The organism is Citrobacter sp. Colony219 (genome assembly GCF_019382635.1).
Classification (GTDB): Bacteria; Pseudomonadota; Gammaproteobacteria; order Enterobacterales; family Enterobacteriaceae; genus Citrobacter; species Citrobacter youngae.
In genome coordinates, this window is sequence record NZ_CP080033.1 from 284,893 (window position 1) to 298,134 (window position 13,242).

Below are 13,242 nucleotides of genomic sequence, written 5' to 3' on the forward strand. Positions count from 1 at the left end.
AAAATTAACCGTATTTCTTCTTCGCGAAAATGACGCGCGCCAGAATGTTCAGCAGCAGTACGCACAGGGTAATAATCAGTACCCCAGCCCAGGCCAGTTGTTGCCATTCAGCAAATGGGCTCATCGCAAACTTAAAGATCGTGACCGGCAGGTTGGCTATAGGCTGCATCATGTCAGTGCTCCAGAACTGGTTGGAGAGCGACGTAAACAGCAGCGGAGCCGTTTCACCTGCAATACGGGCAATTGCCAGCAGAATACCGGTAATAATGCCCGATACAGACGCCTTCAGGGTGATTGCAGAAATCATCTTCCACTTCGGCGTACCCAGCGCATAGGCGGCTTCACGCAGGCTATCCGGAACCAGTTTGAGCATGTTCTCAGTGGTACGAATAACGATAGGTACCTGCAGCAACGCCAGCGCAATCACGCCCGCCCAGCCGGAGAAGTGTTCCATTTTTGCTACCACGATGGTGTAAACGAACAGACCGACCACGATGGATGGTGCAGAAAGCAGAATGTCGTTGATAAAACGGATGACCTCAGCCAGCCAGGACTTACGCCCATACTCAGCCAGGTAGATACCCGCCATAATGCCGAGCGGGGTACCAAACACGGTCGCCCACAGAATCAACAGACCGCTACCGGCCAGGGCGTTCGCCAGACCACCACCTGCCGTATTCGGCGGCGGCGTCATTTCGGTGAACAGCGCCAGCGACATACCGTCAATACCGCGGGTAATCGTGGACATCAGGATCCAGATAAGCCAGAACAGACCAAATGCCATCGTCGCCATTGAGAGCGTCAGCGCGATGCGGTTCTTCAGACGGCGACGCGCCTGCATTTTACGGCGTGATTCTGCCAGTGCGGTGGTGTTTTGCATTTCCAGCGTAGCCATTAGCGTGCCCCCTCATTTTTCGCAAGGCGCATGATCATGAACTTAGACGCAGCCAGTACGATGAAGGTGATCACAAACAGAATCAGACCCAGCTCCATCAACGCGGCAACGTGCAGCCCAGATTCCGCTTCGGCAAATTCATTCGCCAGCGCAGAGGTAATACTGTTGCCCGGCATGTACAGCGAGGCACTGTCGAGCTGGTAGGTGTTACCGATGATAAAGGTCACCGCCATGGTTTCACCCAGCGCGCGACCCAGACCCAGCATTACGCCGCCAATGACACCATTTTTAGTGAACGGCAGAACGATACGCCAGATAACTTCCCAGGTAGTACAGCCAATACCGTAGGCTGACTCTTTCATCAGTACCGGCGTTTGTTCGAACACATCACGCATAACTGCCGCAATGTACGGGATGATCATGATGGCGAGGATCACGCCAGCCGCCAGAATACCGATACCAAATGCCGGGCCAGCAAACAGTGCGCCAACAAACGGAATGTTGGAAAGAATATTACCGACCGGCTCCTGGAAATACGTCGCAAACAGCGGGGCAAAGATAAACAGGCCCCACATGCCGTAAACGATACTCGGGATCGCCGCCAGCAGTTCAATAGCGATACCCAGCGGACGTCTCAGCCAGCCAGGTGCAAGTTCCGTCAGGAACAAAGCAATGCCGAAACTCACCGGAACGGCGATCAGCAGTGCGATAAGTGAGGTGACCAGCGTACCGTAAATCGGTACCAGTGCGCCGTAGATATCATTTGGCGCATCCCAGTCTTTGGTCCAAAGGAATGAGAAACCAAATTTCTGGATGCTTGGCCAGGAGGAGATGATCAGAGAGACAATAATGCCACCCAACATCAATAGCACAATCAGCGCAGCCAGTTTTACCAGCGCGCTGAAGATCATGTCACCCTTTTTACCCGGTGGGTTAAAAGCAGGCTTGGTTGCAGCCATAAATCACTCTTTAAGTTTGGGCCAGGAAGCGCGCATTTTATCGTGCTTCCCAGCTAACGTAATGCCATACCCTAAATAATTCGAGTTGCAGCAAGGCGGCAAGCTTGTGACAAATTCGTCAGGAACGAATTTGAACAGCCGGAGGCTGCCTTCGGTGAGGGACAAGGATGTCCCTCATTCATCCCCAGGAGCATAGATTTACTATGTAACTGGAGTGAACAAGCGCAGCCAACACAGCTGCGGCTCGAAGTATGACGGGTATTTAGTACAGCGCTTTACCGCTGCTGTCTTTCACATTGGTCTTCCATGCAGCACGAATCTGCTCAACCACGCTGTCCGGCAGGCTGGCGTAATCCAGGTCGTTGGCCTGTTTGCCGCCATTTTTGTACGCCCAGTCAAAGAACTTCAGCACTTCAACGCCCTGCTCAGGCTTCTTCTGCTCTTTGTGAACCAGGATGAAGGTGGTGGAAGTGATTGGCCACGCATTGTCACCTTTCTGGTTAGTCAGATCCTGAGCGAAGGTTTTGCTCCAGTCAGCGCCTTTAGCTGCATTAGCAAAGTTTTCTTCTGTCGGGCTTACCGGCTTACCATCAGCAGTAACCAGTTTGGTGTATGCCAGGTTGTTCTGCTTAGCATAAGCGTACTCAACGTAGCCGATAGAGCCTGGCAGACGCTGGACGAACGCAGCGATACCGTCGTTACCTTTACCGCCCAGACCGGTCGGCCAGTTCACAGTAGAGCCTGCGCCAATTTTAGATTTCCACTCTTCGTTCACTTTCGCCAGGTAGCTGGTGAAGACGAAGGAGGTACCGGAACCATCTGCACGACGCACAACGGCAATGTTCTGAGAAGGCAGCTTCAGACCCGGGTTCAGTTTGGTGATGGCTTCATCATCCCACTTCTTAATTTTGCCGAGGTAGATATCGCCCAGGGTTTTACCGTCAAGCACCAGCTCTCCGGACTTCAGGCCAGGGATATTCACCGCCAGCACCACACCGCCGATCACTGTCGGGAACTGGAACAGACCTTCCTGAGCCAGCTTCTCGTCAGATAACGGCGCATCAGATGCACCGAAATCAACGGTATTTGCGGTAATTTGTTTTACACCACCGGAGGAGCCGATACCCTGGTAGTTTACTTTGCTACCAGTCTCTTTCTGATAAGTATCAGCCCATTTGGCATACACTGGCGCAGGAAAAGTTGCACCAGCACCTGTCAGGCTCGCTGCAGCAAAGGCAGAGAACGCGCTCATAGATAAGGTCGCGGCGACAACAGTTGCGACAGTGGTACGCATAACTTTCATAATGTCTCCTGCACGGTTTTCGTAAATTGTTGTTTGAGTTGCTACTGTGAGCAAAATAGGACAAACAGGTGACAGTTAAATGTACGAAATATGACAGTTTTATGACAATGAAAAATAATGCGCCAAGAACAATTAAAAATTGTATAAAAACAGCAAGTTAATAGATTATATGACAATCATATTTCGGCAAAATTTTCTTTTTATGACACTGAAAACAGTAGCTGAAGATGACGGTTTGTCACATAAAACAGGCGGGATAATTGATTAAAAACAGAACGCGTTTAAAAAAATGCCCCGCTTTGAGCAGGGCATTTTCAGTTCAGCGAGGTATCGCTTATTCCACGGTAACCGACTTCGCCAGGTTACGCGGCTGGTCCACGTCAGTACCTTTAATCAGCGCCACATGATACGCCAGCAGTTGCAGCGGAACGGTATAGAAGATCGGTGCAATCACCTCTTCCACATGCGGCATCTCGATGATATGCATATTTTCATTACTGATAAATCCTGCATCCTGATCGGCGAAGACGTACAACTGGCCGCCACGGGCACGCACTTCTTCAATGTTGGATTTCAGTTTTTCCAGCAACTCGTTGTTCGGTGCAACCACGATAACCGGCATATCCGCGTCAATCAGCGCCAGCGGACCGTGCTTCAGCTCACCAGCGGCATACGCTTCTGCGTGAATATAAGAAATCTCTTTCAGCTTCAGGGCGCCTTCCAGCGCAATGGGGTACTGATCGCCACGACCAAGGAACAGTGCATGGTGTTTGTCAGAGAAGTCTTCCGCCAGTGCGGCAATACGCTTGTCCTGTGACAGCATCTGCTCAATACGGCTCGGCAGCGCCTGTAACCCGTGAACAATCTCTTGTTCAATAGTCGCATCCAGACCTTTCAGACGAGCCAGCTTCGCCACCAGCATTAGCAGAACAGTCAGTTGGGTGGTAAATGCTTTCGTGGAGGCCACGCCGATTTCGGTCCCGGCATTGGTCATCATCGCCAGGTCAGATTCACGTACCAGAGAAGAGCCTGGAACGTTACAGATTGCCAGCGACCCCAGATAGCCCAGCTCTTTAGATAAGCGCAGACCCGCCAGGGTATCCGCCGTTTCACCGGACTGAGACAGGGTAATCATCAAACTGTTACGACGCACAGCGGATTTGCGATAACGGAACTCAGAAGCAATTTCCACATCACAAGGAATGCCGGCCAGCGACTCAAACCAGTAGCGGGATACCATGCCTGAGTTGTATGACGTGCCGCAGGCAATAATCTGGATATGCTCGACCTGAGACAGCAACGCATTGGCATTAGGGCCAAGCTCACTTAAATCCACTTCGCCATGACTGATACGCCCAGTCAGCGTATTTTTAATCGCGTTCGGTTGCTCATAGATCTCTTTCTGCATGTAGTGGCGATAAATACCTTTTTCGCCCGCGTCGTATTGCAGATTCGATTCGATATCCTGACGTTTAACTTCCGCACCAGACTTGTCGAAGATAGAGACAGAGCGACGAGTCACTTCCGCGATGTCACCCTCTTCCAGGAAGATGAAGCGACGGGTTACCGGCAGCAGCGCCAGCTGATCGGAAGCGATGAAGTTTTCACCCATACCCAGACCAATCACCAGCGGGCTACCAGAACGGGCCGCCAGCAGAGTTTCTGGATTACGGGTATCCATGATCACTGTGCCGTAGGCACCGCGCAGCTGCGGAATAGTACGCAATACCGCTTCACGCAGTGTACCGCCCTGTTCCAGCTCCCAATGCACCAGGTGAGCAATCACTTCGGTGTCCGTTTCAGACACAAAGATGTAACCACGCGCTTTCAACATTTCACGCAGCGGTTCATGGTTTTCGATGATGCCGTTATGCACCACCACAATGTGCTCAGAAACATGCGGATGCGCGTTTGCTTCTGAAGGTTCGCCGTGTGTTGCCCAGCGGGTGTGAGCGATACCCGTACCACCGTGTAACGGATGTTCTTCCGCAGCAGCAGTCAGCATCTGCACTTTACCCAGACGACGCAGACGGGTCATGTTACCTTCAGCATCAACAACAGCCAGACCGGCTGAGTCATAACCACGATATTCCAGACGACGTAAACCTTCGAGAAGGATTTCAGCTACATCACGCTGCGCGATAGCGCCAACAATTCCACACATATTTTTTGATTCCGAATTTAGGCATTGTGCCTGTCGTTGTCGCTGACCTGTATNTGCCCTTTCCGGGCGCCCCGAGCCTTGTAGAGAGTGGGGTTATTTTTATAGGTACTGCTTGTTGAGCGGAGGATTATATTATCCCCTCATCTCTTGTCTGCCTGATGGCACTCACGCTTATCAGGCCTACAGAACGTCATCGCACGTAGGCCGCCATCCGGCAAAAATCACTTACTTTTTCTTCACCGGGCGCTGCCAACCTTGTTTATGGACCTGCGGTACACGGCTTAATACCAGTTCGTTATCAGCGATATTACGCGTCACTGTGGTTCCAGCGGCGATCGTCGCGCCTTTACCCACGGTGACAGGCGCCACCAGTTGAGTATCCGAACCCACAAACACATCATCACCAATAATGGTTTTAAATTTATTAGCACCATCGTAATTGCAGGTGATCGTCCCCGCGCCGATGTTCACGTTATCGCCAATTTCAGCATCGCCCAGATAGGTCAGATGACCGGCTTTAGAACCTTTACCCAGACGCGCTTTTTTCATTTCGACGAAGTTACCCACGTGTGCGCCTTCCTGCAGCTCAGCGCCCGGACGCAGACGCGCAAAAGGCCCGATAGTACATGCCGCTTCCAGATGGGCATCTTCCACCACGCTGTACGGGCTAAGCTCACAGCCATCGCCAATTACGCTATTTTTGATAATGCAGCCAGTACCAATCTTGACGCGATCGCCAAGGGTTACGTTACCTTCAATGATAACGTTAGTATCAATTTCAACATCGCGCCCGTGAATAAGCGAACCGCGAAGATCAAAACGTGCGGGATCGCGTAACATAACGCCAGCTAACAGCAGTTTCTCTGCTTGTTCGGACTGATAGACACGTTCAAGACGGGATAACTGAAGGCGGTTGTTCACCCCTTCGGTTTCGCTAATACGTGCCGGATGTACAGCAGCAATTTCACGACCTTCCTGGTACGCCATCGCAATGATATCGGTGATGTAATATTCACCCTGCACGTTGTTGTTGGTCAGTTTAGATAACCAGCGCTTCATATCAGCGCCATTGGCAATCAGGATGCCGGTGTTAATTTCCTGGATCTTGCGTTGCTCGTCGGTCGCATCTTTATGCTCAACGATGCCAGTAACGCTGCCGTTATCACGCGTAATGCGCCCATAGCCGGTTGGGTCGTCCAGTTTTACGGTTAATAAGCCAATACCCCCCTGAGGTTTAGCATCGCGCAGGCGGCGTAACGTTTCAGTGGAGATTAACGGCACATCGCCATAGAGCATTAAAATGTCTTCGTCATCACCAAAGAACGGTGCAGCCTGCTGCATAGCATGACCGGTTCCCAACTGCTCTGCCTGCAGAACCCAGTTCAGATTGCCATCTTTCAACGTCTGCTGAAGCAAATCACCACCGTGCCCGTAGACCAGGTGTACATGAGTTGCGCCTAATTCATTAGCGGCATCAATAACATGCTGCACCATCGCTTTTCCTGCGAGAGTGTGCAGCACTTTAGGAAGATCGGAATACATACGTGTACCTTTGCCTGCGGCAAGGATCACGACGCTCATAGCATTATTCAACATACACATCCTGACTGTCATTTGAGAACGAATTTATACCCTTTCATATTGAAAATACTACATTTTTTTCATCATGAAATGGGCCGAAGATAAAACGTTCAATAGGGGAAAATCCCTAACTATTAACTCACTATTTTCGACTATATCGGCGCCTTTTGTCTCCCAAAAACCAGGAGCATGCTCTTATTAAAGCCTTAGGTTAATGTTTTTGCTATTTTTTTACCGCATGAATAAAGAGTTACACATGCAAAGTCCGATTTTATTTATGTGATTCAGTAAGAAACTGAAAATGCGTACGCGAAAATAAAAAGTTGAGGGAGAAGAGGAGGAAGAGAGGATCTATAACAACAAGTGGCGCTGACTGATAAACCGTATCAAGCATCGCGCCACAGGACGGGCAGGTAAAAGCTAAAAGCTCATATTGCTGAACATGGCGATGATTTTATTGAGTAATTTCATGTTGGCATCTCTTTTTATTTGAGTTAATTATGTGATATTCATCACATAAAAAGAGTCTACGCCGCATTTTTTAACCAATCAACTTTTTTGATCTAAATCACAAAACAGATTTCACTTTAAATGTTTATGCAACAAAACAAAAAAAGCCAGCCTGGAAACCAGACTGGCTTTTGTGCTTTTCAAGCCGGTGTTACATCGCTTTTTTGGTCAACTCGATAACGCGCAGTTTCGCGATCGCTTTGGCCAGTTCCGCAGATGCCTGAGCGTAATCCACGTCACCATGAGAGCTCTTAATATGCTCTTCAGCCTTACGTTTCGCTTCCAGGGCTCTCGCTTCATCGAGATCCTGCCCGCGAATCGCGGTATCAGCCAGTACGGTCACGTTGCCAGGCTGCACTTCAAGAATGCCGCCGGACAGATAGATAAACTCTTCATGACCGAACTGTTTAACGATGCGGATCATACCAGGCTTAATGGCGGTGAGTAGCGGTGCGTGACCCGGGAAAATACCCAGTTCACCTTCACTACCCGTTACCTGGATTTTTTCGACCAGACCAGAGAACATTTGTTGCTCTGCGCTGACGACGTCCAGGTGGTAAGTCATTGCCATATCACCCTCCGATTAAGGCGTTAAAGTTTTTTGGCTTTTTCTACGGCTTCGTCGATAGAACCAACCATGTAGAACGCCTGCTCTGGCAGGTGGTCGTATTCGCCTTCCATGATGCCTTTAAAGCCACGGATGGTGTCTTTCAGGGAAACGTATTTACCCGGAGAACCGGTGAATACTTCCGCAACGAAGAACGGCTGGGACAGGAAGCGCTGAATTTTACGCGCACGTGCTACCACCAGTTTATCTTCTTCAGACAGTTCATCCATACCCAGGATGGCGATGATGTCTTTCAGTTCCTGATAACGCTGCAGCAGGGACTGTACGCCACGCGCGGTGTCGTAGTGTTCCTGACCAACAACCAGCGGATCCAGCTGACGGCTGGTGGAGTCCAGCGGGTCAACTGCCGGGTAGATACCCAGAGATGCGATCTGACGGCTCAGTACCACGGTTGCATCTAAGTGAGCAAAGGTGGTTGCTGGGGATGGGTCAGTCAAGTCATCCGCAGGTACGTATACCGCCTGAACGGAGGTGATAGAACCGGTTTTGGTAGAAGTGATACGTTCCTGCAGAACACCCATCTCTTCCGCCAGGGTCGGCTGGTAACCTACCGCTGATGGCATACGACCCAGCAGTGCGGATACTTCCGTACCGGCCAGGGTATAACGATAGATGTTATCGACGAACAGCAGTACGTCACGACCTTCGTCACGGAATTTCTCAGCCATGGTCAGACCGGTCAGCGCAACGCGCAGACGGTTTCCCGGCGGCTCGTTCATCTGGCCATAAACCAGGGATACTTTATCCAGAACGTTGGAGTCGGTCATTTCGTGGTAGAAGTCGTTACCCTCACGAGTACGTTCACCTACACCCGCAAACACAGAGTAACCGGAGTGCTCAATCGCAATGTTACGAATAAGCTCCATCATGTTTACGGTTTTACCTACACCCGCACCACCGAACAGACCAACTTTACCGCCCTTAGCGAACGGACACATCAGGTCGATAACTTTGATGCCGGTTTCCAGCAGTTCCTGAGAGCTGGACAGCTCTTCATAGGAAGGTGCTGCGCGGTGAATAGCCCAACGCTCTTCTTCTCCGATATCGCCTTTCATGTCGATCGGGTGACCCAGAACGTTCATGATACGACCCAGCGTTGCTTTACCTACCGGGACTTCGATCGGGTGCTCGAGGTCTTTAACTTCCAGACCACGACGCAGACCGTCGGAAGAACCCATGGCGATGGTACGTACGATACCGCCGCCGAGCTGCTGCTGAACTTCCAGCACCAGGCTCTCTTTACCATTCATAACCTCAAGAGCATCGTACACGCGCGGTACGGCATCCTGAGGGAATTCGACGTCAACCACGGCGCCGATTACCTGGACAATTTTTCCAGTAGCCATCTTGAATCCTCTACGAATTAACCTGGTTATACCGCGGATGCACCACCGACGATTTCGGTGAGTTCCTGAGTAATGCTGGCCTGACGAGCTTTGTTGTATACCAACTGCAGCTCTTTAATCAGGCTGCCGCCATTGTCGGTCGCGGCTTTCATCGCCACCATACGTGCGGCCTGCTCGCTGGCCAGGTTTTCTACCACGCCCTGATAAACCTGAGATTCAACGTAACGACGCAGCAGGGTATCCAGCAGCGGTTTCGGGTCTGGTTCATACAGGTAATCCCAGGCTTTTTGTTTTAACTCTTCATCTTCTGAAGCCGGTAAAGGCAGCAGTTGAGTGAGAGTAGGAACCTGAGACATGGTGTTAATAAATTTGTTGCTGACAACGTACAGTCTGTCCAGACGACCTTCATCGTAGGCCTGCAGCATCACTTTAACCGGGCCGATCAGTTCGGACAGGGAAGGGTTATCCCCCATACCGGTTACCTGAGCAACCACGTTACCGCCTACGGAATTAAAGAAAGACACGCCCTTAGAGCCGATCATTGCGATGTCGCACTGAACGCCTTTATCGGACCATGTTTTCATATCCGCCAGCAGCTTTTTGAACAGGTTAATGTTCAAGCCACCGCACAGACCACGGTCGGTCGACACCACCAGGTAGCCCACGCGCTTAACGTCGCGTTCTTCCAGGTAAGGGTGCTTATATTCCAGATTACCATTCGCAAGGTGACCAATCACTTTGCGCATGGTCTCTGCATAAGGACGGCTGGCCGCCATGCGATCCTGCGATTTACGCATTTTGGAAGCGGCGACCATCTCCATCGCTTTAGTGATCTTCTGCGTGTTCTGGACGCTTGCGATCTTACTACGTATCTCTTTTGCGCCGGCCATGAGCTTCTCCTCAATGCCTTGCGGTCCGCCCTAAGACAGACCGCCAGACGTTACCAGGACTGGGTTGCTTTGAAGGAATCGAGGATAGCTTTCAGCTTGCCTTCGATTTCATCGTTATAGCCACCGGACTGGTTAATCTCTTGCATCAGCGGAGCGTGATCACGGTCAACGTAAGCCAGCAGAGCGGCTTCGAAGCTACCGATTTTCGCCAGTTCCACATCTTCGAGGTAACCGCGTTCAGCCGCAAACAGCACCACGCCCTGCTGTGCAACAGACATTGGGGCATACTGTTTCTGCTTCAGCAGTTCAGTTACTTTCTGACCGTGGCTCAGCTGCTTACGCGTAGCTTCGTCAAGGTCGGAAGCGAACTGAGAAAACGCTGCCAGTTCACGATACTGTGCCAGCGCGGTACGGATACCACCGGACAGTTTCTTGATGATCTTGGTCTGCGCTGCGCCACCTACACGGGATACGGAGATACCCGGGTTAACAGCCGGACGAATACCGGAGTTGAACAGGTTGGTTTCCAGGAAGATCTGACCATCGGTAATGGAAATTACGTTGGTCGGAACGAACGCGGAAACGTCACCCGCCTGGGTTTCGATAATCGGCAGAGCGGTCAGGGAGCCAGTTTTACCTTTAACTTCACCATTGGTGAATTTCTCAACGTATTCTGCGTTAACGCGGGAAGCACGTTCAAGCAGACGGGAGTGGAGGTAAAATACGTCGCCCGGGAATGCTTCACGTCCTGGCGGACGACGGAGCAGCAGGGAAACCTGACGGTAAGCAACAGCCTGTTTGGACAGGTCATCATAAACGATCAGTGCATCTTCACCGCGGTCACGGAAGTATTCGCCCATTGCGCAACCAGCATAAGGTGCCAGATATTGCAGTGCAGCAGATTCAGACGCGGTCGCCACAACAACGATGGTGTTGGACAGTGCGCCGTGTTCTTCCAGTTTACGAACCACGTTAGAAATGGTGGACGCTTTCTGGCCGATAGCCACGTACACACATTTGATGCCGGAGTCACGCTGGTTGATGATGGCATCGATTGCCATCGCGGTTTTACCGGTCTGACGGTCACCGATGATCAACTCACGCTGACCACGACCGATTGGGATCATGGCATCAACGGATTTATAACCGGTCTGTACCGGCTGATCTACGGACTGACGTTCGATTACGCCTGGTGCGATAACTTCGATTGGCGAGAAGCCATCGTTATCAACCGGACCTTTACCGTCAATTGGGGAACCCAGAGTGTTCACCACACGACCCAGCAGGCCACGGCCAACCGGAACTTCCAGAATACGACCCGTACACTTAACCTTCATGCCTTCGGCGAGGTCAGCGTATGGACCCATCACAACTGCACCTACGGAGTCGCGCTCCAGGTTCAGTGCGATAGCATAACGGTTACCCGGCAGAGAGATCATTTCCCCCTGCATACAGTCAGCAAGACCGTGGATGCGGATAACACCGTCACTTACAGAAACAATAGTACCTTCGTTGTGAGCTTCACTCACAACACTGAACTGAGCAATGCGCTGCTTGATCAGTTCGCTGATTTCGGTGGAATTCAGTTGCATGCTCCAGTCCCCTTAAGACTGCAAGACGTCTGCAAGGCGCTCAAGACGGCCGCGTACGCTGCCATCAATGACCATATCACCCGCACGGATGATTACGCCTGCCATTACAGACTTATCGATTTTGCAATTCAGCTTAACTTTGCGTGACAGACGTTTTTCCATCGCTGCACTAATCTTCGTAAGCTGTTCATCACTCAGTGCATTGGCAGAAGTGACTTCTACCTCAGAGATAGCCTCACTGGCTGCACGCAGGTGAATAAACTGCTCAAGAACATCCGGGAGCGCATTAAGACGGTTATTTTCAGCCATTACCTTAATCAGGTTCTGGCCATTTTCGTCCAACTGCTCACCGCAGATTGCGATAAACGACTCAGCGAGCGTTTCCGGCGCCAGCGCGCCAGAGAGAAGCTCTGCCATTTGTTCGTTCTTCGTCACCTCAGCGGCAAACGTCAGCATATCCTGCCAACGGTCAACGCTTTGGTGCTCAACGGCAAAGTCAAAAGCTGCTTTGGCGTAGGGGCGAGCTACCGTAATAAATTCAGACATCAGCCCCTCCCTCCTTACAGTTCAGCGACAAGTTTGTCCACGATGTCGCTGTTAGCAGCTTCATCCACGGAACGTTCGATGATCTTCTCGGCGCCAGCAACAGCCAGGACAGCAACTTGCTTACGCAGCTCTTCGCGAGCACGTTTACGCTCGGCGTCAATTTCCGCCTGCGCTTGTGCCACGATTTTAGTACGTTCCTGCTCTGCTTCAGTTTTAGCTTCGTCCAGGATCTGAGCGCGGCGTTTGTTTGCCTGCTCGATAATTACCTGAGCTTCCGCCTTCGCTTTTTTCAGCTGGTCAGTCGCGCTGGCCTTTGCAAGGTCAAGATCCTTATGTGCTCGTTCAGCAGAAGCAAGACCGTCAGCAATTTCTTTTTGACGTTTTTCGATGGCTGCCATTAATGGCGGCCATACGTACTTCATGCAGAACAGAACGAACAGGACAAACGCGATGGCCTGGCCGAGGATTGTTGCGTTAAGATTCACAGCACAATGCCTCTATCTAGTTAACGTTCTGATATTGCTCTTAATTCAAGCAACGCTTACTACGCGACAGCGAACATCACGTACAGACCCAGACCTACAGCGATCATCGGGATAGCATCCACCAGACCCATAACGATAAAGAACTGAGTACGCAGCAGAGGAATCAGATCAGGTTGACGCGCTGCGCCTTCCAGGAATTTACCCCCGAGGATGCCGATACCGATCGCAGCACCGATTGCCGCCAGACCCATCATCACAGCGGCAGCCATGTACAGCAGATCCATATTCAGGTTTTCCATGACAGTCTCCAGTTTGTTTCAGTTAAAACGTAGTAGTGTTGGTA

12 protein-coding genes are annotated in these 13,242 nt (G+C 51.1%); all 12 read right to left on the reverse strand.

Annotation, left to right across the window (positions count from 1 at the left end):
* Window positions 1–4: 4 nt before the first annotated feature.
* A complete protein-coding gene (gene pstA / locus JTI85_RS01225) occupies window positions 5–895 on the reverse strand; it encodes a phosphate ABC transporter permease PstA (protein ID WP_219352018.1) in 891 nt (296 codons plus the stop codon).
* On the reverse strand, window positions 895–1,854 hold the full coding sequence (gene pstC / locus JTI85_RS01230; protein ID WP_048213782.1) for a phosphate ABC transporter permease PstC: 960 nt from the start codon (window positions 1,852–1,854) through the stop codon (window positions 895–897). Before pstC ends, pstA begins: the two co-directional genes overlap by 1 nt.
* 262 nt (window positions 1,855–2,116) lie before the next feature.
* Entirely contained in the window at window positions 2,117–3,157 is a 1,041-nt protein-coding gene (gene pstS / locus JTI85_RS01235; protein WP_048213783.1) for a phosphate ABC transporter substrate-binding protein PstS, read from the reverse strand.
* 334 nt (window positions 3,158–3,491) lie between these two features.
* Window positions 3,492–5,321, reverse strand: a complete 1,830-nt coding sequence (glmS, locus tag JTI85_RS01240; RefSeq protein WP_219352019.1) for a glutamine--fructose-6-phosphate transaminase (isomerizing) — start codon at window positions 5,319–5,321, stop codon at window positions 3,492–3,494.
* Between the two features lie 225 nt (window positions 5,322–5,546).
* On the reverse strand, window positions 5,547–6,917 hold the full coding sequence (glmU, locus tag JTI85_RS01245; RefSeq protein WP_048213785.1) for a bifunctional UDP-N-acetylglucosamine diphosphorylase/glucosamine-1-phosphate N-acetyltransferase GlmU: 1,371 nt from the start codon (window positions 6,915–6,917) through the stop codon (window positions 5,547–5,549).
* 646 nt (window positions 6,918–7,563) lie between these two features.
* Window positions 7,564–7,983, reverse strand: coding sequence for a F0F1 ATP synthase subunit epsilon (locus JTI85_RS01250; protein ID WP_005121460.1), 420 nt, complete (start codon window positions 7,981–7,983; stop codon window positions 7,564–7,566).
* 20 nt (window positions 7,984–8,003) lie between these two features.
* Window positions 8,004–9,386, reverse strand: a complete 1,383-nt coding sequence (atpD, locus tag JTI85_RS01255; protein ID WP_003023806.1) for a F0F1 ATP synthase subunit beta — start codon at window positions 9,384–9,386, stop codon at window positions 8,004–8,006.
* Between the two features lie 26 nt (window positions 9,387–9,412).
* The gene (gene atpG / locus JTI85_RS01260; protein WP_005121458.1) at window positions 9,413–10,276 is read right to left on the reverse strand and encodes a F0F1 ATP synthase subunit gamma; all 864 of its coding nucleotides are present in this window, start codon (window positions 10,274–10,276) and stop codon (window positions 9,413–9,415) included.
* A gap of 50 nt (window positions 10,277–10,326) precedes the next feature.
* The gene (atpA, locus tag JTI85_RS01265) at window positions 10,327–11,868 is read right to left on the reverse strand and encodes a F0F1 ATP synthase subunit alpha (RefSeq protein ID WP_003827026.1); all 1,542 of its coding nucleotides are present in this window, start codon (window positions 11,866–11,868) and stop codon (window positions 10,327–10,329) included.
* Window positions 11,869–11,880: 12 nt separating this feature from the next.
* Complete coding sequence (gene atpH / locus JTI85_RS01270) at window positions 11,881–12,414, reverse strand: F0F1 ATP synthase subunit delta (protein ID WP_048213786.1); 534 nt, start codon at window positions 12,412–12,414, stop codon at window positions 11,881–11,883.
* A 14-nt stretch (window positions 12,415–12,428) separates the two neighbouring features.
* Window positions 12,429–12,899 (reverse strand): F0F1 ATP synthase subunit B, encoded by a 471-nt coding sequence (atpF, locus tag JTI85_RS01275; protein WP_040232304.1) that lies wholly within the window; start codon window positions 12,897–12,899, stop codon window positions 12,429–12,431.
* 59 nt (window positions 12,900–12,958) lie between these two features.
* Window positions 12,959–13,198: a F0F1 ATP synthase subunit C gene (gene atpE, locus JTI85_RS01280; protein WP_000429386.1), complete on the reverse strand. Its 240-nt coding sequence runs from the start codon at window positions 13,196–13,198 to the stop codon at window positions 12,959–12,961.
* Window positions 13,199–13,242 lie beyond the last annotated feature (44 nt).